Origin of the sequence: Streptomyces sp. NBC_00597, assembly GCF_041431095.1 — a bacterium.
GTDB lineage: Bacteria > Actinomycetota > Actinomycetes > Streptomycetales > Streptomycetaceae > Streptomyces.
This window is the reverse complement of record NZ_CP107757.1, coordinates 5,446,794-5,473,154: the sequence shown is the minus strand read 5'-3', so window position 1 is coordinate 5,473,154 and position 26,361 is coordinate 5,446,794. Positions and strand designations below refer to the sequence as shown.

Sequence of the window (26,361 nt, the reverse complement as noted above, 5' to 3'; positions counted from 1 at the left end):
CAAGCCTAAAGCGTGTACTCGGAAGAGTTACTCGCCCTTGGCCTTCGCGATGATCTCCTCGGCGACGTTCCGGGGAACCTCGGCGTAGGAGTCGAACTGCATCGAGTAGCTGGCGCGACCCGAGGTCTTGCTGCGGAGGTCGCCGACGTAGCCGAACATCTCCGAAAGCGGCACGAGGCCCTTCACGACGCGAGCGCCGTGACGCTCCTCCATGGCCTGGATCTGGCCACGGCGGGAGTTGATGTCGCCGATCACGTCACCCATGTAGTCCTCGGGCGTGGTGACCTCTACGGCCATCATCGGCTCCATGAGCACGGGGGACGCCTTGCGCGCGGCCTCCTTGAAGGCCTGCGAACCGGCGATCTTGAACGCGAGCTCGGAGGAGTCGACCTCGTGGTAGCCACCGTCGAGAAGCGTGACGCGGACGCCCGTCATCTCGTAGCCGGCCAGGATGCCGAACTGCATGGCCTCCTGCGCACCGGCGTCGACCGAAGGGATGTACTCCTTCGGCACGCGGCCACCGGTGACCTTGTTCACGAACTCGTACGCCGGACCGTCGGCCTCGGTGATGGGCTCGATCGCGATCTGCACCTTGGCGAACTGACCGGTACCACCGGTCTGCTTCTTGTGGGTGTAGTCGTGACGCTCGACGGTACCGCGGATCGTCTCGCGGTACGCGACCTGCGGCTTGCCGACGTTGGCCTCGACCTTGAACTCGCGCTTCATACGGTCGACCAGCACCTCAAGGTGCAGCTCGCCCATACCGCCGAGGATGGTCTGGCCCGTCTCCTCGTCCGAGTGAACGTGGAAGGAGGGGTCCTCCTCCGCCAGGCGCTGGATGGCGACACCCAGCTTCTCCTGGTCACCCTTGGACTTGGGCTCGATGGCGACCTGGATGACCGGAGCCGGGAAGTCCATGGACTCCAGGATCACGGGCTGCTTGTCGTCACACAGCGTCTCACCAGTGGTGGTCTGCTTCAGGCCCATGACGGCGACGATGTCACCGGCGCCCACCGCGGCGATCTCCTCACGCTTGTTCGCGTGCATGCGGTAGATCTTGCCGATGCGCTCCTTCTTGCCCTTGACGGAGTTCAGCACCGAGGTGCCGGCCTCCAGGCGGCCCGAGTAAACCCGGACGAAGGTGAGCTTGCCGAGGTGCGGGTCGCTCATGATCTTGAACGCGAGCGCGGCGAGGGGCTCCTCGTCGGACGGCTTGCGCTTCACGACCACCTCGGCGTCGCGGACGTCGTGGCCCTCGATGGCCTCGATGTCCAGCGGCGACGGCAGGTAGCGGACGACGGCGTCGAGCAGGGGCTGAACGCCCTTGTTCTTGAACGCCGTGCCACAGAACACCGCGGTGATCGTGGGCTCGCCCTTGCCCTTGCCGGAGCCGAGGATGATGCGACGGACGGCGGCGTGCAGCTGCTCCACGGACGGCTCGTCGCCGTTCAGGAAGAGCTCCATGATCTCGTCGTCGTTCTCGGCGACGGTCTCGACCAGCTTGCCGCGCCACTCTTCAGCAGCCTCGGTGTGCGTGGCCGGGATGTCGACGATGTCGTACATCTCGCCCTTGGTCGCCTCGGCGGACCAGACGAACGCCTTCATGGTGACCAGGTCGACAACGCCCTGGAAGTCCATCTCGGCGCCGATGGGGAGCTGCATGACGATCGGGACCGCGCCGAGGCGGTCCTTGATCATGTCGACACAGCGGTGGAACTCGGCGCCGGTGCGGTCGAGCTTGTTGACGAAGCAGATGCGCGGCACGCCGTAGCGGTCCGCCTGACGCCAAACGGTCTCGGACTGCGGCTCGACACCGGCGACACCGTCGAAGACGGTGACGGCACCGTCGAGGACGCGGAGTGAACGCTCCACCTCGACGGTGAAGTCGACGTGACCCGGGGTGTCGATGATGTTGATGGTGTGGTCAACGTCTTCGAGGGGCCAGTGGCAGGTCGTCGCGGCAGACGTGATGGTGATACCACGCTCCTGCTCCTGCTCCATCCAGTCCATCGTGGCGGCGCCGTCGTGGACCTCACCGATCTTGTACGACACACCGGTGTAGAACAGGATGCGCTCGGTGGTGGTCGTCTTGCCCGCGTCGATGTGAGCCATGATGCCGATGTTGCGCACCTTGGCCAGGTCAAGCGAAGTGGTAGCCATGAGGCTTCGGTCTTCTCTCGGTCTCGATGTGGGGTGGGACTACCAGCGGTAGTGCGCGAAGGCCTTGTTGGACTCGGCCATCTTGTGCGTGTCCTCGCGCTTCTTGACGGCAGCGCCAAGACCGTTGGAGGCGTCGAGCAGCTCGTTCATGAGGCGCTCGGTCATGGTCTTCTCACGACGGGCGCGGGAGTAACCCACGAGCCAGCGGAGGGCCAGGGTCGACTGGCGACCCGGCTTGACCTCGACGGGGACCTGGTAGGTCGCGCCACCGACACGGCGGGACTTGACCTCAAGCGACGGCTTGACGTTCTCCAGCGCGCGCTTCAGCGTGATGACCGGGTCGTTGCCGGTCTTCTCGCGGAGGCCTTCCATGGCGCCGTAAACGATGCGCTCGGCGGTGGAGCGCTTGCCGTTCAGGAGGATCTTGTTGATGAGCGACGTCACCAGAGGAGATGCGTAGACCGGGTCGATGATGACCGGGCGCTTCGGGGCGGGGCCCTTACGAGGCATTCTTACTTCTCCTTCTTGGCGCCGTAGCGGCTGCGGGCCTGCTTGCGGTTCTTGACAGCCTGGGTGTCAAGCGCACCGCGGATGATCTTGTAACGAACACCCGGCAGGTCCTTCACACGGCCACCACGCACGAGCACGATCGAGTGCTCCTGCAGGTTGTGTCCCTCACCCGGAATGTAAGCGGTGACCTCGATGCCGGAGGTCAGACGCACACGCGCGACCTTACGGAGCGCCGAGTTCGGCTTCTTCGGGGTGGTCGTGAACACACGCGTGCAGACGCCACGGCGCTGGGGCGAAGCCTCAAGCGCGGGCGTCTTCGTCTTCTCGACCTTGTCCTGCCGGCCCTTACGGACCAGCTGCTGGATCGTAGGCACTACTTCTCCGGTTTCTGTGTGCCGTGTAGTGAAGCTAACCTGGAACTTTGCCGACCCACGCGGTCGGGTGTGTCGGATCCGGCGGGACTCCGCGCAAGCACGGAAACGCATGGATCGCGGTGGCCGATCCGGCTCTCGTGCGGTTGATGGACACGCACGGGAGCCCAGGCACACCCCAGGCACAAGGTCTGAGCGTACCCACCGCATCCCATCCGGTCAAAACAAAGGCCCGGACACGACGGCCGCGACATCGCGGCCGGTCATGTGCCGCTTGGGCGAGGCCCCGGTGTGACCCCTCCGACTCGCGCATGTGGTAAAGGCGTGCTAAGCGCAGCCGGACGGGGTGCCCGCCCCCGCCCACTAAACTGCCCCAGCGATTCACCCGGAACGGCACGAACATCCACGACCACCAGGGAGCGGGACATTGCGGACGGTCACCTCGGAGCCGACGGCGGCGGCGGTCACCCCGGTCCACCCCTCGCCCCGCCCCCGGCAGCCGCGGACCGCCCCCCTGTACGGGCCCCTGCTGGCCTTCCTCGTCACCTCGGCCGCGTTCTGCTCGGCCTGGGTCGCGCGCGGCACCTACCCCTTCGGCAACACCGGCCGGGCCCTCAACGACCAGGCCAACCAGTACGTGCCCTTCCACCGCGCACTGTGGGACCTGGTCCACGGGCAGGCCGCCGGCGACGTCCTGTTCACCTGGCGCGGCGGCTTCGGCCAGCAGTTCCTGTCCGACTACTACACGTACCTCGGCAACCCGTTCTCCTGGCTGGCCGTGCTGGTCCCCCGCGACCACGTCGACCTCGCCGTCTTCGCCATCACCCCGATCACGATGGGCGCCGCCGCCGCCGTCATGACGGTCTACCTCGGCAAGCTCCACCCAGGCCCGTGGTGGCAGCGCGGGGTCCTCGGAGCCTGCTACGGCCTGTGCGGCTGGGCTCTCAGCGACGCCTCGTACATCCCCATGTGGCTGTGGGGCCTGGTCGCGCTCCCGCTCCTCGGCATCGCCGTCGAATGGTGCCTGGAGGAACGCCGCTGGCCGGGGGTGGCGCTGTTCGTCGCGCTCGCCTGGTTCGGGAACTTCTACACCGCGATGATGGCGACGATGGCCGCCTGCGTCCTGCTCGCCATCCGCCTGATCACACGGGACATGACCGGCCGCCAGCGGCTGCGCGCCCTGTGGAGGGCGTCGACCGGCGCCGCGACGGGCATCCTGCTCACCCTCCCGCTCCTGCTGCCGTCGTTCCTGTCCAGCGGCTCCGCCCAGCCCACCCAGGCCGGGGCGTTCGAGCCCGTACGGATCGAGCTCTTCCTCGCCGGGATGCTCCCGGCCACCCATCTGTGGGGCGGCCGGCCGCGGCTGTACGTCGCCTCGCTGGGCCTGATCCTCGCCGGATCGTTCCTCTTCAACGCCGCCATCGGCCGCAGGACCCGTCTCGTGTGGGCGGCGGCGACGCTGCTGGTCGTCGCCTCGTTCCAGTTCCCGCCGACGCAGTACGTGTGGCACGGGCTGGCGGTGCCGAACGGCAATCCCTACCGCGAGGCCTTCGTCTTCAGCGGCATGGTGGTGATCCTGGCCTGGCTGGCCCTGGCCCACCGCCCGCGCCCGCTCCACCTGGCGCTGACGGCAGCCCTGCTGGTGGCGGCCACCTTCGTACTCCGGCGCACCGACGACTTCGGCGGCTGGACCTGGCCCGCGGTGCTCGTCGGCGGGGGCGTCTCACTACTCGCCCTGGTCCTCCTGGCCCTGGGCGACAAGCGCCGGTTCCTGATCCCCGTGGCCGCCGTCCTCATGGTCGGCGTGGTCTTCGCGGAATCCACCGTGGCCGCCGCCAACGCGGACTCCCGCCGCAGCCGCGAACGCTGGGCGAAGCCCGTCGCCACCTCGAACCGCTCGATCGGCGCGCACTTCGACGCCGTCCGGCAGGTGGACGGCTGGCCCACATACCGGACCGACTCCGGCGCGCCGCAGACCTCGTACAACGACGCCCTCGCCCTGCGCGCCGAGGGCCCGCAGTACTACAGCAGCTACCTGCCGGAGGCCACCTACCAGGCCCTGGAGCCCCTCGGCTACGGCTTCAAGAACGACGGCCGGACCTTCTTCGGCGCCGACAACCCGGTGCTCGACGCGATCTTCTCCATCGGCGCCCGCGTCCACCCCGGCCCGGCGAAGGACACCTGGACCGCCACCCGCTTCGCCGCCCCGCCGCTGGTGACGGTCCGCAGCTCCGGCTACACCTCCCCCAACCCGGCCGGCAGCGTCTACGCCCGCCAGGAGAACGTCCTGGGCGCCACCGTCTACCAGGTCCCGCAGGTCACCCGCGGCGGCAGCGCCACGGAGCAGACGTACACCGCCCGCTGCACCCCGGGCTCCGAGGCGTACTGGTTCTCCCCCGAGCTCTACGGCACCCTCGCCCACGGCGGCTCGTCGCGCCCCCTGGAGGACCGGATGACCGGGGTGGCCGAGCTCGGCCCGGTCCCCGCGGACGGCACCGTCTCGGTCACGGTGAACACCCGGACGAAGGACGCAACGGCCGGCGACCACCCCGTCGGCTGCCTGGACCGCGCCGCCCTGGACACCGCGATCGGATCCCTGAAGTCCACCGGCGCCACGAAGGTCACGGCGGGCGGCCACTCCATCGAAGCCACCCTCCCGAAGGGCGCCACGGGCACGGCGGTCTTCGCCATGACCGACGTCCCGGGCTGGCAGTGCACGGCGGGCTCCCGCACGACCGCCCCGACCCCCTTCCACGGCCTGGTCTCCCTCCCCCTCCCCCCGGGCACGGACAAGGTCTCCTGCACCTTCACCCCGAAGGGCCTCGCCCCGGGCCTGTCGGCCGCCGCCCTGGCCCTCCTGGCCCTCACCTCGGTCACGCTCACCACCTTCCGCCGCCGCCGCGCCGCCACGAGGTAATCCCACGGTTCCGGGACCGGCGAAAGCCGTTCTCGGCCAGCACGTGCCCGCTGAGCGGGGCCCGGACGGCGTCCGATCCCGTCCGGGGCCGCCGGTGACGGCATGGCCGCGGGGTTGTTCACCGCGCAGCTGGCGGGCGCGCGCCGGCGGCCGGGCTCCCTGTCCGGACCCGGCCGGATGCTCTGGTGGGGCGGAGCGGCAGCGCTGGTGTCCGCCCTCGCCGCGCTGCTGCCCGCCGTGATGCCGCGGGCCCTGACCAGGCCTGGCCCGGGGTGCCGGGCTGGCTGCCCGTGGCCGTGTGGCTCGCCTCCGGTCTCCTGGTGTTCCACCGGCCCACCGAGACGCTCCTCGCCCGCCACTTGCTACGCCGGCACCGGCCCCTCCCCCACGAGCAGGCGGTCCTCGGACCGCTATGGCACGAGGTCACCACCCGGGCGGGCGTGGACGGCAGCCCGTACGACCCGTGGATCGAGGAGGGCTCCGAGCTCAATGCCTTCGCCACCGCGGGACACCTCGTCGGCGTCACCCGGCACGCACCGGAGCACCTGCGACGCCCAGCTGGCCGCGGTCATCGCCCACGAGCTGGGACACCACACCGGCGGCCGCTCCTGGGCCGGGCTGCTCGGCCAGTGGTACTCCCTGCCCGGTCGGACGCTGCGATGGGCCGCGGTGCGGCTCGGTCTCCTGCTGGGGCGTTCCCAGTCCTCCACCAACGTGGTGGTCCTGACCGTCGCCACGTGCTGGCTCACGTGGGCCACGCTCGCCGCAACCTGCGGCCCGTCCCTCCTCCTGCTCGACCTGCCCTGGGTGATGGCCGCCGTCGGTCGCCGTGCGGAGCTGCGGGCCGACGCCCACGCAGCGAGCTTCGGATTCGTGCCGTTGCTCGCCGGCCTCCTGGAGCAGGGTCGCCGAGGAGGAGACCCGCCCCCACCAGGCGGACCGGACCTGCGGCGTCCCCGCGGCCGCACGCCTCCTGTCCCGCCACCCCGACCACCGCACCCGGCTGCACCACCTCCGGCCGTACCTGCAGCCCCCGGGAACGCCGCAGGGCGGCCACCCTCTCGGGTGACCGCCCTGCGGTTACTGCTCGTGCTCGACTCAGCCGTTGTACGGGCCGTAGTCGTAGTCCTCCAGCGGGACAGCCTGGCCGGAGCCGGTGCCGAAGGGCGAGTAGTCGATGTCGTCGTAGCCGACGGCCGAGTACATCGCGGCCTTGGCCTCCTCGGTGGGCTCGACCCGGATGTTGCGGTAGCGGGCGAGGCCCGTACCGGCCGGGATGAGCTTACCGATGATGACGTTCTCCTTGAGGCCGATGAGGCTGTCGGACTTGGCGTTGATCGCCGCATCCGTCAGGACTCGGGTCGTCTCCTGGAAGGAGGCGGCCGACAGCCAGGATTCCGTCGCCAGCGAGGCCTTGGTGATACCCATCAGCTGCGGACGGCCGGAGGCGGGGTGACCGCCCTCGGTGACCACACGACGGTTCTCGGTCTCGAACTTCGAGCGCTCGACGAGCTCGCCCGGCAGGAGCTCCGCGTCGCCGGACTCGATGATCGTCACGCGGCGGAGCATCTGCCGGATGATGATCTCGATGTGCTTGTCGTGGATCGACACGCCCTGCGAGTTGTAGACCTTCTGGACTTCGCCGACCAGGTGGACCTGGACGGCGCGCTGGCCGAGGATGCGCAGCACGTCGTGCGGGTTGGTGGCACCCGCGGTGAGCTTCTGGCCCACCTCGACGTGGTCGCCCTCGTGCACGATGACCTTGGCGCGCTTCGAGATCGGGAACGCCGTCTCGTCGCTGCCGTCGTCGGGCGTGATGACGATCTTCTTCGTCTTCTCGGTCTCCTCGATCCGCACGCGGCCGGCGGCCTCGGAGATCGGGGCGACACCCTTCGGGGTACGGGCCTCGAAGAGCTCGACGACACGCGGCAGACCCTGCGTGATGTCGTCACCGGCCACACCACCGGTGTGGAAGGTACGCATCGTCAGCTGGGTACCGGGCTCACCGATGGACTGGGCGGCGATGATGCCGACCGCCTCACCGATGTCGACCAGCTTGCCGGTGGCGAGCGAGCGTCCGTAGCAGAAGGCACAGGTGCCGACCGCGGACTCACAGGTCAGGACCGAGCGGGTCTTGACCTCCTCGACGCCGTTGGCGACCAGGGCGTCGATCAGGACGTCACCGAGGTCGACGTTGGCCGGCGCGATGACCTTGCCGTCGATGACGACGTCCTCGGCCAGCATGCGGGCGTAGACCGAGGTCTCGACGTCGTCGGCCTTGCGCAGCACGCCGTCCTCGCCGCGGACGGCGATCTTCAGCTTCAGGCCGCGCTCGGTGCCGCAGTCCTCCTCGCGGATGATCACGTCCTGCGAGACGTCCACCAGACGACGGGTCAGGTAACCCGAGTCGGCGGTACGCAGGGCGGTGTCCGCCAGACCCTTACGGGCACCGTGCGTGGAGATGAAGTACTCCAGAACGGTGAGGCCCTCACGGAAGGACGCCTTGATCGGACGCGGGATGGTCTCGTTCTTCGCGTTCGACACCAGACCACGCATACCGGCGATCTGTCGCATCTGCATCATGTTTCCTCGGGCACCCGAGTCAACCATCATGAAGATGGGGTTCGTCTTGGGGAAGTTCGCGTTCATCGCCTCGGCAACCTCGTTGGTCGCCTTGGTCCAGATCGCGATGAGCTCCTGCGTGCGCTCGTCCTTGGTGATCAGACCGCGCTCGTACTGCTTCTGGACCTTCTCGTCCATCGCCTCGTAGCCCGCGACGATGGCCTTCTTGGCCTCGGGCACGACGACGTCGGAGATGGCCACGGTGACGCCCGAACGGGTCGCCCAGTGGAAGCCGGCCGCCTTCAGGTTGTCGAGCGTCGCCGCCACGATGACCTTGGGGTAGCGCTCCGCCAGGTCGTTGACGATCTCGGAGAGCTGCTTCTTGCCCACCGAGTAGTCGACGAACGGGTAGTCCTCGGGCAGCAGCTCGTTGAAGAGCGCGCGACCCAGGGAGGTCTTCAGACGGAAGCTGTCGCCCGGCTGGAACTCCTGCTCGCCCTCTTCGGCGACCGGCGGCACCCAGCCGCGCGGCGGGATGGTGCCCACCGGGAAGCGGATGTCGACGGACGACTGCAGCGCGAGCTCGCCGGCGTCGAACGCCATGATCGCCTCGGCCGTGGAGCCGAACGCGCGGCCCTCGCCCTTGGTGTCACGGAGCTCACCGTCGGTGGTCAGGAAGAACAGACCGAGGACCATGTCCTGGGTCGGCATCGTGACCGGACGGCCGTCGGCCGGCTTGAGGATGTTGTTCGAGGACAGCATCAGGATGCGGGCCTCGGCCTGCGCCTCCGCGGAGAGCGGCAGGTGCACGGCCATCTGGTCACCGTCGAAGTCCGCGTTGAACGCGGTACAGACGAGCGGGTGGATCTGGATGGCCTTGCCTTCGACCAGCTGGGGCTCGAAGGCCTGGATGCCGAGGCGGTGCAGCGTGGGTGCACGGTTCAGCAGCACCGGGTGCTCGGCGATGACCTCTTCGAGCACGTCGTACACGACCGTGCGGCCGCGCTCGACCATGCGCTTCGCCGACTTGATGTTCTGCGCGTGGTTCAGGTCGACCAGGCGCTTCATCACGAACGGCTTGAAGAGCTCCAGCGCCATGGCCTTGGGCAGACCACACTGGTGCAGCTTCAGCTGCGGACCGACGACGATCACGGAACGCGCGGAGTAGTCCACGCGCTTGCCGAGGAGGTTCTGACGGAATCGACCCTGCTTGCCCTTGAGCATGTCGCTCAGGGACTTCAGCGGACGGTTGCCGGGGCCCGTGACCGGGCGACCACGACGGCCGTTGTCGAAGAGGGCGTCGACCGCCTCCTGGAGCATGCGCTTCTCGTTGTTCACGATGATCTCGGGGGCACCGAGGTCGAGAAGGCGCTTCAGGCGGTTGTTACGGTTGATCACGCGGCGGTACAGGTCGTTCAGGTCGGAGGTCGCGAAGCGGCCACCGTCCAGCTGCACCATCGGACGCAGGTCCGGCGGGATGACCGGGACACAGTCCAGAACCATGCCCTTGGGCTTGTTGCTGGTCTGCAGGAACGCCGAGACGACCTTGAGGCGCTTGAGCGCACGGGTCTTCTTCTGGCCCTTGCCGGTACGGATGATCTCGCGGAGGCGCTCGGCCTCCTCGTCGAGGTCGAAGGACTCCAGGCGCTTCTGCAGCGCCGCGGCGCCCATGCAGCCGTCGAAGTACGTACCGAAGCGGTCGCGCAGCTCGCGGTAGAGCAGCTCGTCGCCCTCAAGGTCCTGGACCTTGAGGTTCTTGAAGCGGGCCCACACCTCGTCGAGGCGGTCGATCTCGCGCTGGGCGCGGTCACGGAGCTGCTTCATCTCGCGCTCGGCACCCTCGCGCACCTTGCGGCGCACGTCGGCCTTCGCACCCTCGGCCTCAAGCTCGGCCAGGTCGGTCTCAAGCTTCTTGGCCCGGCCTTCGAGGTCCGCGTCACGGCGGTTCTCGATCTGCTGGCGCTCGACGGAGACGTGGGCCTCCAGCGACGGGAGGTCGCGGGTACGGCGCTCGTCGTCCACGAACGTGATCATGTACGCGGCGAAGTAGATGACCTTTTCGAGGTCCTTCGGCGCGAGGTCCAGCAGGTAGCCGAGGCGCGACGGGACGCCCTTGAAGTACCAGATGTGGGTGACGGGGGCGGCAAGCTCGATGTGGCCCATCCGCTCACGACGCACCTTGGCGCGCGTGACCTCGACGCCACAGCGCTCACAGATGATGCCCTTGAAGCGGACACGCTTGTACTTGCCGCAGTAGCACTCCCAGTCCCGGGTCGGACCGAAGATCTTCTCGCAGAAGAGTCCGTCCTTCTCGGGCTTGAGGGTGCGGTAGTTGATGGTCTCCGGCTTCTTGACCTCGCCGTGCGACCAGGTTCGGATGTCGTCCGCGGTGGCAAGGCCGATCCGCAGCTCGTCGAAGAAGTTGACGTCGAGCACTGTGCGTCAATCCCTCTTTCGGGGTCGAGTCTCAATCATGGTCTGAACGGTCCCGGGGATGACGGGGGGCTCTTGAGCGAGCCCCCCGTCAGGCCCGTCAGACCTCTTCGACGCTGCTCGGCTCGCGCCGGGACAGGTCGATACCGAGCTCCTCCGCCGCGCGGAAGACGTCCTCGTCGGTGTCGCGCATCTCGATGGACATGCCGTCCGAGGACAGCACCTCCACGTTGAGGCAGAGCGACTGCATTTCCTTGATGAGCACCTTGAAGGACTCGGGAATGCCCGGCTCGGGGATGTTCTCGCCCTTGACGATGGCCTCGTAGACCTTCACGCGGCCGGTGACGTCGTCGGACTTGATGGTCAGCAGCTCCTGGAGGGCGTAAGCGGCGCCATAAGCCTCAAGCGCCCACACCTCCATCTCACCGAAGCGCTGGCCACCGAACTGCGCCTTACCACCCAGCGGCTGCTGCGTGATCATCGAGTACGGACCGGTCGACCGAGCGTGGAGCTTGTCGTCGACCAGGTGGTGGAGCTTGAGGATGTACATGTACCCGATCGAGATCGGGTCCGGGAACGGCTCGCCGGAGCGGCCGTCGAACAGGCGCGCCTTGCCGGACGGGAGGACCAGGCGGTCACCGTCGCGGTTCGGGATGGTGTGCTCGAACAGGCCGGCGAGCTCGTCCTCGCGGGCGCCGTCGAACACCGGGGTGGCGACGTTGGTGCCGGGCTCGACGCGGTCGGCGCCGATGACCTTCAGGCGCTCGGCCCAGTCCTCCGCGAGGCCGGAGACGTCCCAGCCGCGGCTGGCGAGCCAGCCGAGGTGGATCTCCAGGACCTGTCCCGGGTTCATTCGGGACGGGACACCCAGCGGGTTCAGGATGATGTCGACCGGCGTGCCGTCCTCAAGGAAGGGCATGTCCTCGATCGGAAGGATCTTGGAGATGACACCCTTGTTGCCGTGGCGGCCGGCGAGCTTGTCACCGTCGGTGATCTTGCGCTTCTGGGCGACGTAGACGCGGACCAGCTGGTTCACGCCGGGGGGAAGCTCGTCGCCCTCCTCACGGTCGAAGACGCGGACACCGATGACCTTGCCGATCTCACCGTGAGGCACCTTGAGCGAGGTGTCACGCACCTCGCGGGCCTTCTCACCGAAGATCGCGCGGAGCAGGCGCTCCTCGGGGGTCAGCTCGGTCTCGCCCTTGGGCGTGACCTTGCCGACCAGGATGTCGCCGGCGACGACGTCCGCACCGATGCGGATGATGCCGCGCTCGTCGAGGTCGGCGAGGACCTCCTCGGAGACGTTCGGGATGTCCCGGGTGATCTCCTCGGGGCCCAGCTTGGTGTCACGGGCGTCGACCTCGTGCTCCTCGATGTGGATCGAGGAGAGGACGTCGTCCTGTACGAGGCGCTGCGACAGGATGATCGCGTCCTCGTAGTTGTGGCCTTCCCACGGCATGAACGCGACGAGCAGGTTCTTGCCGAGGGCCATTTCGCCCTCTTCGGTGGCCGGGCCGTCGGCGAGGACCTGGGCCTCGACGATCCGGTCGCCCTCGTTGACGATGACCTTCTGGTTGACCGAGGTGCCCTGGTTCGAGCGGGAGAACTTGGCGACGCGGTACGTGGTGTACGTGCCGTCGTCGTTGGCGACGGTGATGTAGTCGGCCGAGACCTCCTGGACGACACCGTCCTTCTCCGCCTTGATCGAGTCACCGGCGTCGACCGCACAGCGGTACTCCATGCCGGTGCCGACGAGCGGGGCCTCCGCCTTGATCAGCGGAACGGCCTGGCGCATCATGTTCGCGCCCATGAGGGCGCGGTTGGCGTCGTCGTGCTCCAGGAAGGGGATCATCGCGGTCGCGACGGACACCATCTGGCGCGGGGAGACGTCCATGTAGTCGACGTCGCCGCCGGCGATGTAGTCGATCTCGCCGCCACGACGGCGGACCAGGACGCGGTTCTCGGTGAAGCGCATCTCGTCGTTCAGGCCGGCGTTGGCCTGGGCGATGACGAAGCGGTCTTCCTCGTCGGCGGTCAGGTAGTCAACCTCGTCGGTGACGACACCCTCGACGACCTTGCGGTACGGGGTCTCGACGAAACCGAACGCGTTGACGCGGCCGTAGGACGCGAGCGAGCCGATCAGACCGATGTTCGGGCCTTCGGGGGTCTCGATCGGGCACATGCGGCCGTAGTGCGACGGGTGCACGTCACGGACCTCGAAGCCGGCCCGCTCACGAGACAGACCACCGGGACCCAGAGCCGAGAGACGACGCTTGTGCGTCAGACCCGACAGCGGGTTGTTCTGGTCCATGAACTGCGACAGCTGGCTGGTGCCGAAGAACTCCTTGATGGAGGCGACGACCGGCCGGATGTTGATCAGGGTCTGCGGCGTGATCGCCTCGACGTCCTGCGTGGTCATGCGCTCGCGGACGACGCGCTCCATACGAGCCAGACCCGTGCGGACCTGGTTCTGGATGAGCTCGCCGACGTTGCGCAGACGACGGTTGCCGAAGTGGTCGATGTCGTCGGTCTCGACGACGATCGAACGGCCCGACTCACCGGTGGTCTCGGTCTCGCCCGCGTGGAGCTTCACGAGGTACTTGATGGTCGCGATGATGTCGTCGGTGGTGAGCACACCGGCGTCGAGCGGCTCGTCGGCGCCGAGCTTCTTGTTCACCTTGTAGCGGCCGACCTTCGCGAGGTCGTAGCGCTTCGGGTTGAAGTAGAGGTTCTCCAGCAGCGTCTGAGCGGCCTCGCGGGTCGGCGGCTCGCCGGGGCGCAGCTTGCGGTAGATGTCGAGCAGCGCGTCGTCCTGGCCCTGGGTGTGGTCCTTCTCCAGGGTGGCGCGCATGGACTCGTACTCGCCGAACTCCTCAAGGATCTGCTCGGTGGTCCAGCCGAGAGCCTTCAGGAGGACGGTGACGGACTGCTTGCGCTTGCGGTCGATGCGGACACCGACCATGTCGCGCTTGTCGATCTCCATCTCCAGCCAGGCACCCCGGGACGGGATGATCTTGGCCGCGAAGATGTCCTTGTCGGACGTCTTGTCGATGGAGGAGTCGAAGTAGACACCGGGGGAACGGACGAGCTGCGACACCACGACACGCTCGGTGCCGTTGATGACGAAGGTGCCCTTGTTGGTCATGAGCGGGAAATCGCCCATGAAGACCGTCTGAGACTTGATCTCTCCGGTCTCGTTGTTCGTGAACTCGGCCGTGACGAAAAGCGGCGCCGCGTACGTGAAGTCGCGGTCCTTGCACTCGTCGACGGAGTTCTTCGCCGGCTCGAAACGGTGGTCGCGGAAGGTCAGCGACATCGACCCGGAGAAGTCCTCGATCGGCGAGATCTCCTCGAAGATCTCTTCCAGACCGGACTTGGTGGGGACGTCCTGTCCACTCTCAAGCGCCGACTCGACGCGAGACTTCCAGGCTGCATTGCCGAGCAGCCAGTCAAAGCTCTCGGTCTGCAGCGCCAGGAGGTTCGGAACCTCGAGGGGCTCCTTGATCTTTGCAAAGGAGATGCGCAGCGGGGCGGTGCTGGCACCGGTGTTCGTATTGGTCGAGGCGTTGCGCGAGGCGGCCAAGAGGGGGTCCTTCCGAGGGCTCGGACTCACTACGCGCGTACCGGTCCCAGCTGACACAGAAGACGGTCCCCCTGATTTGGCCGAAAAGACCTGGTCAGGGCGTATCTATCAAGTGTGCTTAAGCGTGGGCATGCCCCTGGCGACGGGCAGGGGGCAGCTAACAGGCAGCGCAAAGGGTCAGTGTAGCCACTTGGCTCACTGATGTCCAGACCAGGTTTCCGGAAACCGGCAACAGGCCTTCCCCATGTCGTTTAAACCAACCCTGCGACCCTGCGTCCAACACGCGTCTCTCGTGGCTCTCGCACACAGAGCGCGTATCAGTACTGCCCTCTTCGTAGTCGATCCATACCTCGGATCCACGATCGAGCCGATCGATCCCACAACGGGACTGAGAATTGCGCGCCGCGTGCCGTTCGTCAAGGCCCCCTGCTCCGTGCGGATCAGCTTCGGACCCGGCCGCGGGGCAACGATGATCACCCTACTCCCCAACGAGACCAGGGCAAGTCAGGCACTGCGGGTACGCCAAAGGGCGACCACCCTTACGGGTGATCGCCCTTGGTTGGGGCCTCAGGAGGCCCCAGAGGTGTTACTTGACCTCGACGGAGGCACCGGCGCCCTTGAGGGACTCGGCGGCCTTCTCAGCGGCCTCCTTGTTGACCTTCTCCAGGACGGGCTTCGGGGCGCCGTCCACGAGGTCCTTGGCCTCCTTGAGGCCCAGGGAGGTCAGCTCACGCACGACCTTGATGACCTGGATCTTCTTGTCACCGGCGCCGGTGAGGATGACGTCGAACTCGTCCTTCTCCTCCTCGGCCTCGGCGGCGGGGCCGACACCGGCGGGGCCGGCAACGGCGACGGCCGCGGCGGCGGTGACGTCGAACTTCTCCTCGAAGGCCTTAACGAACTCGGAGAGCTCGATGAGGGTCATCTCCTCGAACTGGGCGAGGAGGTCGTCCTGAGAGAGCTTCGCCATGATGGGCGATCCTTCCACTAATTCGGCAGGTGCCGGATGTGTATAGAGGCGGGCGTAACGGCCCGCTACGACCCACGCACTAGGCGGCGTGGATCAATGCGCGAGCCGAATTACTCGGCACCGCCCTGCTCGGCGAGCTTGACGCGAAGCGCTTCCGCGGTGCGGACGAACTTCGACGGCAGCGCCTGGAAGAGCGAGGCAGCCTGGGACTGCTTGCCCTTGAACGCGCCGGCCAGCTTGCTGAGCAGAACCTCGCGGGACTCAAGGTCCGCAAGCTTCTTGATCTCATCGGCGGTGAGCGCCTTACCATCAAGGACACCCGCCTTGATGATGAGGTTCGGGTTGTCCTTGGCGAAGTCACGCAGGGCCTTCGCCGACTCCACCGGGTCACCGGTGATGAAGGCGACCGCAGTCGGACCAGCGAAGTGCTCGTCCAGCGCGGTGATCCCGGCCTGGTTGGCCGCAATCTTGGTCAGCGTGTTCTTCACCACGGCGTACTGGGCGTTCTCACCAAGGGAGCGACGCAGCGTCTTGAGCTGCGCGACGGTGAGACCCCGGTACTCGGTCAGCACGGCGGCGTTCGAGCTCTGGAACGCGTCCTTGAGCTCGGCTACCGATGCAGCCTTGTTGGGCGTCGGCATGGTGCGTTCGCCTCCTTCCGGGTGATGAGGACCGCTCAGAAGGGGCTGACATACGAAACGCCCCGGCGCAGGCGCCAGGGCGTAGCTCAACCGGAATGAAATCCCGGGAACTTTCCACAGTCACCTGCGCAGGACGTCCGCAATTGGCGGATCCTTCGGCCACCACACCCTCACGGGCGCGGCAACGACCAGCGGTCTTTGGCTTCTGGAGGAGACTACGCGACGCGGCACCGCTCAGGCAAATCGGTCAGCAGCCGGCCGCCCTCCCGGTACGGAACGACGACCTCCGCCACCCGACGGCGCCCCTCCCCGTACGAGAAAACGGGCCCCTCGCCGCCCTGTGAGGGGGCGAGGGGCCCGTTCAGCCACTCAAGTGAGCCGTTGGCTCAGCGTGGGGCTCAGACAGCGGCCGGGTCTTCCTCGACGAGGAGGTTCCGGGTGCGGTTCGAGTCCAGCTGGATGCCGGGGCCCATCGTGGTGCTCAGGGCGGCCTTCTTGACGTAGCGACCCTTGGCGGCGGACGGCTTCAGACGAAGGATCTCGTCCAGGGCCGCGCCGTAGTTCTCGACCAGCTGCTCATCGGAGAAGGAGACCTTGCCGATGATGAAGTGCAGGTTCGAGTGCTTGTCGACACGGAACTCGATCTTGCCACCCTTGATCTCGGTGACAGCCTTGGCAACGTCCATGGTGACGGTGCCGGTCTTCGGGTTCGGCATCAGACCACGCGGACCGAGCACGCGGCCGAGGCGGCCGACCTTGCCCATGAGGTCCGGGGTGGCGACAACCGCGTCGAACTCGTTCAGGCGGTTGCCCTTGGCGATCTCGCTGATCAGCTCGTCGTCGCCGACGATGTCGGCGCCAGCGGCTTCCGCGGCCGCAGCACGGTCACCGGTCGCGAAGACCAGGACCCGGGCGGTCTTACCGGTGCCGTGCGGGAGGTTCACGGTGCCACGGACCATCTGGTCGGCCTTGCGCGGGTCGACACCCAGGCGGAAGGCGACCTCGACGGTGGCGTCGAACTTGGTCGTGGAGGTCTCCTTGGCGAGACGCACGGCTTCGAGCGGGGCGTACAGCTTCTCCCGGTCGACCTTGGCGTCCGCAGCGCGGAGAGTCTTGCTGCGCTTCACTTCTGCTCCTGTTTTTTGGCTTCAGGCATGGAGTCGTGGTCCGGACCAGCGCTTGGTCCTACCACTGGGTGGTGCTGGGGGGTGGCTGGATCAGCCCTCGACCGTGACGCCCATCGAGCGCGCGGTGCCGGCGATGATCTTCATCGCGGCGTCGACGTCGTTGGCGTTGAGGTCGGGCATCTTCAGCTCGGCGATCTCGCGGACCTGGGCGCCGGTGAGCTTGGCGACCTTGGTCTTGTGGGGCTCGCCGGAGCCCTTCTCGATGCCCGCGGCCTTCAGGATGAGGCGCGCGGCCGGCGGAGTCTTGGTGATGAAGGTGAAGGTGCGGTCCTCGTAGACCGTGATCTCCACCGGCACGACCATGCCACGCTGCGACTCGGTCGCGGCGTTGTAGGCCTTGCAGAACTCCATGATGTTGACGCCGTGCTGACCGAGCGCGGGGCCGACCGGCGGAGCCGGGTTGGCCGCACCGGCCTTGATCTGGAGCTTGATAAGCCCCGTGATCTTCTTCTTCTTGGGAGGCATTGCTCTCTCCGGGTCCTAGTGAGAGTTTTTCGCCGCCAATCCGGTCATCCGGATGGAGGCATACCGCACCACGATAACGGGTATCGGAGCGGGGCTAAAAACCGAGCAGGTCAGACCGCCCTTCAGGGGGCGATCTGACCTGTCCGGAAGCGTTGGCTCAGAAGATCGTCAGTTCTTCTGGATCTGGTCGAAGCTGAGCTCGACCGGGGTCTCGCGACCGAAGATCTCGACCAGGCCCTTGACCTTCTTCGAGTCGGGGTTGATCTCGTTGATGGTCGCCTGCAGCGTCGCGAACGGGCCGTCGGTGACGGTGACCGAGTCGCCGACCTCGAAGTCCAGGACCTCGATGGTGCGCTTGACGGCGGGCGCGGGCAGACCGGCCTCTTCCGCGGCCTGCTTGGCGGCCTTCTCCTGCGCCTCGGGGGCGAGCATCTTGACGATCTCGTCCAGCGTCAGCGGGTACGGGTCGTACGCGTTGCCGACGAAGCCGGTGACACCGGGGGTGTTGCGGACGACGCCCCAGGACTCGTTCGTCAGATCCATGCGGACGAGAACGTAACCGGGCAGCTTGTTCTGCCGGACGTTCTTGCGCTCGCCGTTCTTGATCTGGACGATCTCTTCCTCGGGCACCTCGGCCTGGTAGATGAACTCCTCGACGTTCAGCGAGACGGCGCGCTGCTCCAGGTTGGCCTTCACGCGCTTCTCGTAGCCCGCGTAGGTGTGGATCACGTACCACTCGCCGGGCAGGAGGCGCAGCTCGTCGCGCAGGGCCTGGATGGGGTCGACCGGCTCGGCGGGCTCTGCGTCGGCGGCCTCCTCGGCCTCCTCCGCGTCCTCGGCCTCGTCCTCGACGTCGCCGGCCTCGGCCGCGACGGCTTCCTCGTCCGCGTCTTCGTCGTCCGCGACCTCGTCAGCCTCGTCCTCGACGTGCAGCGCGGCCTGCTCGGCGGCGACACCCGCCTCGGCGTCGGCGAGCTCGGCCTCGTCGGGGTCCACAGCGTCTGCCGCCTCGACGATGTCGAGCGCGTCCTCGACGGACTCGACGGAGTCGGGGCTCGCGTTCAGGTTCGGGTCAGACACGGTGGCTGCTTCTTCCTGGATACAAAAGGTGGTCGAACATGCGAAAACGGGCGGCACCCATCAAGGCGCCGCCCTCCGCGGGGATCAGCCGAAGACGAACTTGATGGCTTCCTGGAACCCATAGTCAATCACGGTCACCAGACCGATCATGATGACGACGAAGACAATCACCACGGTGGTGTACGTCGTGAGCTGGTTGCGCGTCGGCCAGACGACCTTGCGGAGCTCCGCGATGATCTGGCGGTAGAACAGCGCGAGTCGGCCCAGAGGACCCTTCTTGCCGCGCTTGCCGCCCTTGCGGGCCTTCTTCTCGCGGGTGTCGTCCTCGGCGTCAGGCATGTCGATGGAGCCCAGGGCGTCCGTCACGTCTCTCACCTGAATCCGGGTCGTGGCCGTAGCCGCGCCCGGTTGCGCCGCACGGCGTTGCATCGAAGTACGTACCTGCGCACACGTCCGAGACGGAGTGTGGAGCAGGGCCGGAGGGACTCGAACCCCCAACCGCTGGTTTTGGAGACCAGTGCTCTACCAATTGAGCTACGACCCTTTGTTGCGTCCCCCAACCTACCGCATCCAGACGGGTGCACGGAGTGCTCGCGCTCTGGAGTGATCGGCGGGGTCCAACGACAGGTGAGTGTACGTGGTCCGGGCCCTGACGTCGAACAGAGCGCATTTTGGGCTGCTCCGTCCGATGACTGAAACGGTGTGCGGCGCCTCCGGAGCGTCTGGGACGATTGGCCGCATGACCTCTGCAACGCCTTCCTCCGAGCGCCGGGTGTCCGCCCGTATCGGCGCCATTTCCGAGTCCGCCACGCTCGCCGTGGACGCCAAGGCCAAGGCCCTCAAGGCCGCCGGGCGCCCGGTGATCGGCTTCGGCGCGGGCGAGCCCGACTTCCCGACCCCGGACTACATCGTCGAGGCCGCGGTCGAGGCCTGCCGCAACCCGAAGTACCACCGCTACACGCCGGCCGGGGGTCTGCCCGAGCTGAAGACCGCGATCGCCGCGAAGACGCTGCGCGACTCGGGCTACGAGGTCGACGCGTCGCAGGTCCTGGTGACCAACGGCGGCAAGCAGGCGATCTACGAGGCGTTCGCCGCCGTCCTCGACCCGGGTGACGAGGTCATCGTCCCGGCTCCGTACTGGACCACCTACCCCGAGTCGATCCGCCTCGCGGGTGGCGTCCCGGTCGAGGTCGTCGCCGACGAGACCACCGGCTACCGCGTGTCCGTCGAGCAGCTCGAAGCCGCCCGCACCGAGCGCACCAAGGTCGTCCTGTTCGTCTCCCCGTCGAACCCGACCGGCGCCGTGTACTCCGAGGCCGACGCGAAGGCGATCGGCGAGTGGGCCGCCGAGCACGGCCTGTGGGTCCTGACGGACGAGATCTACGAGCACCTCGTCTACGGCGACGCGAAGTTCACCTCGCTGCCGGTCCTGGTCCCGGCGCTGCGCGACAAGTGCATCGTCGTCAACGGCGTCGCCAAGACGTACGCGATGACGGGCTGGCGCGTGGGCTGGGTCATCGCCCCGCAGGACGTCATCAAGGCGGCGACCAACCTGCAGTCGCACGCCACGTCCAACGTCTCCAACGTGGCCCAGGTCGCGGCGCTGGCCGCCGTCTCGGGCAACCTGGACGCGGTCGCGGAGATGCGCAAGGCCTTCGACCGCCGTCGCCAGACCATGGTCAAGATGCTGAACGAGATCGACGGCGTGTTCTGCCCGACGCCCGAGGGCGCGTTCTACGCGTACCCGTCGGTCAAGGAGCTCCTCGGCAAGGAGATCCGCGGCAAGCGCCCGCAGACCTCCGTCGAGCTGGCCGCGCTGATCCTGGACGAGGCCGAGGTCGCCGTCGTCCCGGGCGAGGCCTTCGGCACCCCCGGCTACCTGCGCCTGTCGTACGCCCTGGGCGACGCGGACCTGGCCGAGGGCGTGTCCCGCATCCAGAAGCTGCTGGCGGAGGCCAAGGCCTAGGCCTCGGCCTAGGCCTAGGCCGAGCCCTCCGGCGGTCGAGCGGAGCGGATACGGAGCGGCGCCACCCCGTCGGGTGGCGCCGCTCCGGCGTTCCCGGGCCCGGGGAGGGGCCCCGAGGAGCTGCCCCGCCGGCGTTCGGGGCGCGGGTACGGGCGGCGTCGCCCGTCAGCCCCGCACCGCGGGTCCCGCACCCCGCTCACGCGTACGAGCAAGACCCCGATCGGTAAAAGACCCTCCCGCCGGGCGCTGCGGTTTGGCAGGATCACCAGATGGAGCACGCACGCGATCTCACGCTTCTGCCGAAGGCCCACCTGCACCTGCACTTCACCGGCTCGATGCGCCCGTCGACCCTGCTGGAGCTGGCCGACAAGTACGGCGTCCGCCTGCCGGACGCCCTGACCGCCGGGGAGCCACCCAAGCTCCGCGCCACCGACGAGCGCGGCTGGTTCCGTTTCCAGCGCCTGTACGACGCCGCCCGGTCCTGCCTGCGCGAGCCCGACGACATCCGGCGCCTCGTCCGCGAGGCCGCCGAGGAGGACGTACGGGACGGCAGCGGCTGGCTGGAGATCCAGGTGGATCCCACCTCCTACGCCCCGCTGCTCGGCGGCATGATCCCCGCCGTCGAGATCATCCTGGACGCCGTCGACGCGGCATCGCGCGAGACCGGCCTCGGCATGCGCGTGCTGATCGCCGCCAACCGGATGAAGCACCCGCTCGACGCCCGCACCCTCGCCCGCCTGGCCGTCCGCTACGCCGACCGCGGCATCGTCGGCTTCGGGCTCTCCAACGACGAGCGCCGCGGCATGGCCCGCGACTTCGACCGGGCCTTCGCCATCGCCCGTGAGGGCGGCCTGCTCGCGGCCCCGCACGGCGGCGAGCTCACCGGGCCCGCCTCGGTCCGGGACTGCCTGGACGATCTGCACGCCTCGCGCATCGGCCACGGCGTGCGGGCCGCCGAGGACCCGCGGCTGCTACAGCGCCTCGCGGACCGGCAGATCACCTGCGAGGTCTGCCCGGCGTCGAACGTCGCCCTCGGGGTCTACGAGCGGCCCGAGGACGTCCCGCTGCGCACGCTCTTCGAGGCCGGGGTGCCGATGGCGCTGGGCGCGGACGACCCGCTGCTGTTCGGGTCACGGCTGGCGGCGCAGTACGAGATCGCCCGCCGCCACCACGCGTTCACGGACGCGGAGCTCGCCGAGCTGGCCCGGCAGTCGGTGCGGGGTTCGGCGGCGCCGGCGGACGTACAGGACAAGCTGCTGGCCGGGATCGACCACTGGCTGGCCTCGTAGCCGGCCGTCCGGCGGTCAGCGGGTGAGCCGCAGGTCGCCTTCCCAGCAGTCGGCCCGGACCCGGTCGCCGTCGGGGAAGCCGATCTCCAGCTGGGTGCGCCCGGTCTCCGGGACCGCGAACTCGGCCACGGTCGCCACCGTGTGCCCGAGGTGGCGCAGGAAGGGGTGGTCGCCGAGGTCCTCGCCGACCTCGATCCGGCCCCACTCCCCCATGTCGTACGGCGCGTGGGGCTGCGCGGACTCGACGATCAGGCACCAGTCGGACCCGGTGCTGATCCTGGTGGACTCGCCCTCGCTGTCGATCAGCCAGACGTCGAGCGGCGCCTCGGAGCGCTCGCCCTCGTAGACGTGCCAGGACGCGACGATCCGGCTGATCGTGCGTCCCACCAGGCGGGTGGGGTCCGTACCGGCCCCGTGCAGTGGACAGAGCATGGCGGCCGGGGCTCCTCAGATGCTGACGCCGACCGTCACCGGCTCGTTGACCAAGGTGACCCCGAAGACCGCATGGACGCCCGTGACGACCTCGCGGGCCAGGGCGAGGAGGTCCTCGGTGGTGGCCCCGCCACGGTTGGTCAGCGCGAGGGTGTGCTTGGTGGAGATCCGGGCGGGGCCGGTGCCGTATCCCTTGGTGAAGCCGGCCTTGTCGATCAGCCAGGCCGCGCTGGTCTTCGTACGGCCGTCGCCGGCGGGGTACGCGGGCGGGGCGGTGTCGGGGCCGAGGCGGTCCTGGACGCGGGTGAGGAAGGCGCTGTACGCCTCGTCGCTCAGGATCGGGTTGTGGAAGAAGGAGCCGGCGGACCAGGTGTCGTGGTCGGCGGGGTCGAGGACCATGCCCTTGCCCGCGCGCAGGCGCAGCACGGTGTCGCGGGCGCTGGCGGCCGGGACGCGGTCGCCGGCCTCGACGCCGAGGGCGCGGGCGGTCTCGGGGTACTTGATCGGTGCGGACAGGCCGCCCGCGTCCTCCAGGGCGAAGCGGACGCGCAGCACGACGTAGCGGTCGGGCTGGTCCTTGAAGGTGCTGTTGCGGTACCGGAAGGCGCACTCGGCGGCGGTCAGCGTGACCGTCTCGCGCCGGGTGCGGTCGTACGCGACGACCTCGGTGATGGTGTCGCAGACCTCCTGGCCGTACGCCCCGACGTTCTGGATGGGGGTGGCACCGGCGGAGCCGGGGATTCCGGCGAGGCACTCGATGCCGGCCAGGCCCGCCTCGACGCTGCGGGCGACGGCGTCGCTCCAGTTCTCGCCGGCGGCGAGCTCCAGGGTGGTGCCGTCGAGGTGGAAGCCGGTGGTCGCGATGCGCAGGGCGGTGCCCTCGAAGCCGCGGTCGCCGATGACCAGGTTGCTGCCACCGCCGATGACGAGGAGCGGGGTGCCGCTCTCGTCCGCGGTGCGGACGGCCTCGACCACCTCGGCGTCGGTGGTCGCGGTGACCAGCCGGGTGGCGGGGCCACCGAGACGGAAGGTGGTCAGGGGGGCGAGGGGGGCGTCGTGGAGTTCCTGCACGTGGACAAGAGTACGGTCCGTACCCCTCGCATCCCTGCGGGGCCACGGACCGCACGTCACGAGCGGGCCCGCTGTTCGGCCAGCCGGCGCTCGGCCTCGGCCCAGGTGACCGGGAGCCCGGAGGCCGGGGCGGTCCAGAAGGCGAAGGTCGATTCCCGCATGAACGCCGCGGCGGCGCGGGAGCTGGAGCGGTGCGGCTCGCTGCCGGCGAAGCGGTACAGCGCGTCGCGGTCCTGCCAGGCGGAGAGGGTCAGGAAGGTCCGGCTGAAGACCCGGGCCCGGAGGGCGACGCCGTGGGCTCCGGGGGCCCGGCGGACCTGGCGGATGATGCCGGGCGACCGGAGGAAGAACCGGAAGGCTCCGATGAGGGTCTCGGTCTCGAAGCGGGAGGCCATGACGTGGACCTCGGCGCCGGGAGCGGGCGGGGTGGGCGTGGACCAGGGGACGTCGGGCATGGCGGGTGTTCCTTTCCGTTCGCGGTCGGGAGCCGTTCAGCGCGCGGCGGGGACCTTGTCGGCGGGGACGGGGCTGGTAGCGGGGCTGTGGGCGGAGGCGGGGGCGTTCCCGGCGGCGCCGGGCGCCCGGCCCTGGGCGGCCCGCTTGCCCGGGACCAGAAGGGCGAAGGCGGCTGCCACGGCCACCGCGGCGGCGCCTATCCACAGCGCGGGCACGGTCCCGTCGGTGAAGGCCTGCGGGGACTCGTAGCCGCCCTGGGCGGAGAAGACGGAGGCCAGGACGGCGACCCCGAGTGCTCCGCCGACCTCGCGCAGGGCGTTGTTGGCGCCGGAGGCCTTGCCGTGGTCGGCGGGGGACACGGTGGACATCAGGATGTTGGAGGCGGGGGCGAAGTACAGGCCCATGCCGATGCCGCTGAGGATCAGCGCCGGCAGCTGGGCGGCGTACGAGACGTCGGCGCTCAGGATCATCGCGAACCAGCCGAGGCCGAGGGCTTGCAGCGCGAGCCCGGCGGCGACGACGGGACGGCCGCCGATCCGGTCGGACAGGATGCCCGCGACCGGGGCCACGAACATCGGCATGGCGGTCCAGGGGAGCATGCGCACCCCGGCCTGGGTGGGCGAGTAGCCGGCGACGCCCTGGAGGAACTGGCTGAGCAGGAAGATCGAGCCGAACATGCCCAGGTACATCAGCAGGCTGGCCATGTTGATCCCGAGGAAGCCGCGGCGCAGGAAGAGGCGCATGGGCAGCATCGGGTTCGGGTTGCGGAAGCCGTGGTGGACGAATCCGCCGACGAGCGCGGTGCCGGCGATCAGGCCGGTGAGTACGGGAGCACTGGTCCAGCCGTGGGCGTTGGCGTTGACGAGCCCGTAGACGATGCCGAAGAGGCCGCCGCTGATGAGGAGCGTGCCCGGTACGTCGAGACGGGCGTTCGGGGCGGTCGACTCGGCCAGCTTGAGGCGGGCGAGCGGGATCAGGGCCAGCCCGATCGGGACGTTCAACCAGAAGATCCACTGCCAGGAGATGTGCTCGGTGAGGGTGCCGCCGATGAGCGGGCCGCTGGCGACGGCGAGGCCGCCGACGGCGCCGAAGATCCCGAGGGCCATGCCTCGGCGGGCGGCCGGGACGGCGGCGGTGAGCAGGGTGAGGGTGAGCGGCATCATGACCGCGGCGCCGACGCCCTGGACTGCGCGGGCGGCGATGAGCTCGTTGATGCCGGGCGAGATGGCGGCCGCAGCGGAGGCGCCGGTGAATACCGCGAGGCCGGCCATGAAGAGACGGCGCCGGCCGAAGCGGTCGCCGAGGGCCGCGCCGAACATCAGGAGGACGGCGAAGGTGAGCGTGTACGCGTTCACCGTCCACTCCAACTCCTCCAGCGCACCGCCGAGGTCCTTGCGGATGGCGGGGAGCGCGGTGGTGACGACGAGGTTGTCGAGGGCGGCCATGAAGCCGGCCGTGGAGGTGAGGACGAGGGCCCAGACGGCGGGTGCGCGCATCGCGGTGTCCCGTGCCTCGCGGGTGTCTCGGGTCTCTCTGGTGTCTTGCGAGCCGTTCACGGTTTCCCCCTGAAGGTGAGAACTGAGCTGTTAGTTATCACTTACTAACTTTGCGGCGCATGAAAATGCGCCGCAGCGCAGAGCCCGGATGCACCTACTCCGGTTCCGACTGCTTCTCGACGCGGGCGGAGGGGTACAGCGCCTCCCACACCCGGTGCCCGGGCGGAAAACCCATGGCGGCCAGGGTGTTGATCAGCATTCCGTAGGCCATGAAGGTCGTGGTCTCGTTCACGTCGCCGCCGAGGGGGATGTGAACGGTGTCCCAGAGTTCCATCCAGCCCTTGCGGACGAGTTCGCCGAGCTGGTGGTCGCCGGCCGCCTCGGCGGCGGCGACGGTGACGTACATCTGGAGCTGCATCTGGAGCTTGTCCGGGTCCTCGGAGATGAGCCGGGCGTACGCGTTCGCCATGGCGACCGTGGCTTCTTCCCCCTCCAGCCCCTCGGCGGCGGCGGCGAAGACCTCGCGGGTGTCCCGCAGGCAGCGCTCGGCGGCGGCGAGGAAGATGGCCGGCTTGTTGGGGAAGAGGCGGAACAGGTACGGCTGCGAAACGCCGACGCGCTTGGCGATGGCCTCGGTGGAGGTCCCGTAGTACCCGCCGCGGGCGAACTCGTGCATCGCCGCGCGGATGACGCTCTCACGTCGCTCGTCTGCGCTCATCCTTGCCATGGCAATAAGTTAGTGCTCAATCACTAACTAAGTCAACCCCGGCCG

Annotated in this window: 19 protein-coding genes and 1 tRNA gene; 3 read left to right on the top strand and 17 right to left on the bottom strand. The window is 68.6% G+C overall.

The window, feature by feature from the left end; all coding sequences use genetic code 11:
* Positions 1-27 precede the first annotated feature (27 nt).
* From fusA to rpsL, 3 genes are read right to left on the bottom strand one after another with little or no spacing between them, the layout of a single operon-like run.
* Positions 28-2,160, bottom strand: coding sequence for an elongation factor G (gene fusA, locus OG974_RS24885; RefSeq protein ID WP_327284915.1), 2,133 nt, complete (start codon positions 2,158-2,160; stop codon positions 28-30).
* 39 nt (positions 2,161-2,199) lie between these two features.
* Positions 2,200-2,670 (bottom strand): 30S ribosomal protein S7, encoded by a 471-nt coding sequence (gene rpsG / locus OG974_RS24880; RefSeq protein WP_007265894.1) that lies wholly within the window; start codon positions 2,668-2,670, stop codon positions 2,200-2,202.
* Positions 2,671-2,672: 2 nt separating this feature from the next.
* Complete coding sequence (gene rpsL, locus OG974_RS24875; RefSeq protein WP_007265893.1) at positions 2,673-3,044, bottom strand: 30S ribosomal protein S12; 372 nt, start codon at positions 3,042-3,044, stop codon at positions 2,673-2,675.
* Between the two features lie 424 nt (positions 3,045-3,468).
* On the opposite strand from rpsL, the gene OG974_RS24870 reads away from it, so the two are divergent.
* Complete coding sequence (locus tag OG974_RS24870; protein WP_329314312.1) at positions 3,469-5,958, top strand: YfhO family protein; 2,490 nt, start codon at positions 3,469-3,471, stop codon at positions 5,956-5,958.
* A gap of 1,098 nt (positions 5,959-7,056) precedes the next feature.
* Here OG974_RS24870 and OG974_RS24865 read toward each other — a convergent pair.
* From OG974_RS24865 to OG974_RS24825, 9 genes are all read right to left on the bottom strand, one after another.
* A complete protein-coding gene (locus tag OG974_RS24865) occupies positions 7,057-10,956 on the bottom strand; it encodes a DNA-directed RNA polymerase subunit beta' (RefSeq protein ID WP_327284907.1) in 3,900 nt (1,299 codons plus the stop codon).
* Between the two features lie 97 nt (positions 10,957-11,053).
* Entirely contained in the window at positions 11,054-14,536 is a 3,483-nt protein-coding gene (gene rpoB / locus OG974_RS24860; protein WP_327284906.1) for a DNA-directed RNA polymerase subunit beta, read from the bottom strand.
* A gap of 586 nt (positions 14,537-15,122) precedes the next feature.
* Complete coding sequence (gene rplL / locus OG974_RS24855; protein ID WP_327284905.1) at positions 15,123-15,506, bottom strand: 50S ribosomal protein L7/L12; 384 nt, start codon at positions 15,504-15,506, stop codon at positions 15,123-15,125.
* A 110-nt stretch (positions 15,507-15,616) separates the two neighbouring features.
* Complete coding sequence (gene rplJ, locus OG974_RS24850) at positions 15,617-16,147, bottom strand: 50S ribosomal protein L10 (protein WP_327284904.1); 531 nt, start codon at positions 16,145-16,147, stop codon at positions 15,617-15,619.
* Positions 16,148-16,545: 398 nt separating this feature from the next.
* On the bottom strand, positions 16,546-17,274 hold the full coding sequence (gene rplA, locus OG974_RS24845) for a 50S ribosomal protein L1 (RefSeq protein ID WP_327284903.1): 729 nt from the start codon (positions 17,272-17,274) through the stop codon (positions 16,546-16,548).
* Between the two features lie 90 nt (positions 17,275-17,364).
* A complete protein-coding gene (gene rplK, locus OG974_RS24840) occupies positions 17,365-17,799 on the bottom strand; it encodes a 50S ribosomal protein L11 (protein ID WP_327284902.1) in 435 nt (144 codons plus the stop codon).
* Positions 17,800-17,967: 168 nt separating this feature from the next.
* Positions 17,968-18,879 (bottom strand): transcription termination/antitermination protein NusG, encoded by a 912-nt coding sequence (nusG, locus tag OG974_RS24835; RefSeq protein ID WP_328763386.1) that lies wholly within the window; start codon positions 18,877-18,879, stop codon positions 17,968-17,970.
* An 84-nt stretch (positions 18,880-18,963) separates the two neighbouring features.
* Positions 18,964-19,245, bottom strand: a complete 282-nt coding sequence (gene secE / locus OG974_RS24830) for a preprotein translocase subunit SecE (protein WP_030154653.1) — start codon at positions 19,243-19,245, stop codon at positions 18,964-18,966.
* Between the two features lie 105 nt (positions 19,246-19,350).
* Positions 19,351-19,423: transfer RNA gene (locus tag OG974_RS24825), tRNA-Trp, on the bottom strand.
* A gap of 195 nt (positions 19,424-19,618) precedes the next feature.
* Here OG974_RS24825 and OG974_RS24820 point away from each other — a divergent pair.
* Complete coding sequence (locus OG974_RS24820) at positions 19,619-20,845, top strand: pyridoxal phosphate-dependent aminotransferase (protein WP_327284900.1); 1,227 nt, start codon at positions 19,619-19,621, stop codon at positions 20,843-20,845.
* 269 nt (positions 20,846-21,114) lie between these two features.
* The gene (locus tag OG974_RS24815) at positions 21,115-22,134 is read left to right on the top strand and encodes an adenosine deaminase (RefSeq protein ID WP_327284899.1); all 1,020 of its coding nucleotides are present in this window, start codon (positions 21,115-21,117) and stop codon (positions 22,132-22,134) included.
* Positions 22,135-22,149: 15 nt separating this feature from the next.
* On the opposite strand, the gene OG974_RS24810 is transcribed toward OG974_RS24815, so the two are convergent.
* From OG974_RS24810 to OG974_RS24790, 5 genes are all read right to left on the bottom strand, one after another.
* Entirely contained in the window at positions 22,150-22,566 is a 417-nt protein-coding gene (locus OG974_RS24810; RefSeq protein WP_327284898.1) for a hypothetical protein, read from the bottom strand.
* A 15-nt stretch (positions 22,567-22,581) separates the two neighbouring features.
* Entirely contained in the window at positions 22,582-23,697 is a 1,116-nt protein-coding gene (locus OG974_RS24805; RefSeq protein WP_328763385.1) for a UDP-N-acetylmuramate dehydrogenase, read from the bottom strand.
* Complete coding sequence (locus OG974_RS24800) at positions 23,694-24,092, bottom strand: DUF3291 domain-containing protein (RefSeq protein ID WP_327284896.1); 399 nt, start codon at positions 24,090-24,092, stop codon at positions 23,694-23,696. The genes OG974_RS24805 and OG974_RS24800 overlap by 4 nt, the downstream gene beginning before the upstream one ends.
* A 36-nt stretch (positions 24,093-24,128) precedes the next feature.
* Positions 24,129-25,589: a DHA2 family efflux MFS transporter permease subunit gene (locus OG974_RS24795; RefSeq protein ID WP_327285745.1), complete on the bottom strand. Its 1,461-nt coding sequence runs from the start codon at positions 25,587-25,589 to the stop codon at positions 24,129-24,131.
* 154 nt (positions 25,590-25,743) lie between these two features.
* Positions 25,744-26,316, bottom strand: coding sequence for a helix-turn-helix domain-containing protein (locus OG974_RS24790; RefSeq protein ID WP_327284895.1), 573 nt, complete (start codon positions 26,314-26,316; stop codon positions 25,744-25,746).
* Positions 26,317-26,361: the final 45 nt, after the last annotated feature.

Coding starts and splice junctions, on each gene's coding strand:
- fusA (WP_327284915.1), bottom strand. CDS start 2,160: ATGGCTACCACTTCGCTTGACCTGGCCAAGGTGCGCAACATCGGCATC.
- rpsG (WP_007265894.1), bottom strand. CDS start 2,670: ATGCCTCGTAAGGGCCCCGCCCCGAAGCGCCCGGTCATCATCGACCCG.
- rplL (WP_327284905.1), bottom strand. CDS start 15,506: ATGGCGAAGCTCTCTCAGGACGACCTCCTCGCCCAGTTCGAGGAGATG.
- rplJ (WP_327284904.1), bottom strand. CDS start 16,147: ATGCCGACGCCCAACAAGGCTGCATCGGTAGCCGAGCTCAAGGACGCG.
- rplK (WP_327284902.1), bottom strand. CDS start 17,799: ATGCCTCCCAAGAAGAAGAAGATCACGGGGCTTATCAAGCTCCAGATC.
- OG974_RS24820 (WP_327284900.1), top strand. CDS start 19,619: ATGACCTCTGCAACGCCTTCCTCCGAGCGCCGGGTGTCCGCCCGTATC.
- OG974_RS24815 (WP_327284899.1), top strand. CDS start 21,115: ATGGAGCACGCACGCGATCTCACGCTTCTGCCGAAGGCCCACCTGCAC.
- OG974_RS24810 (WP_327284898.1), bottom strand. CDS start 22,566: ATGCTCTGTCCACTGCACGGGGCCGGTACGGACCCCACCCGCCTGGTG.
- OG974_RS24800 (WP_327284896.1), bottom strand. CDS start 24,092: ATGCCCGACGTCCCCTGGTCCACGCCCACCCCGCCCGCTCCCGGCGCC.
- OG974_RS24795 (WP_327285745.1), bottom strand. CDS start 25,589: ATGCGCGCACCCGCCGTCTGGGCCCTCGTCCTCACCTCCACGGCCGGC.
- OG974_RS24790 (WP_327284895.1), bottom strand. CDS start 26,316: ATGGCAAGGATGAGCGCAGACGAGCGACGTGAGAGCGTCATCCGCGCG.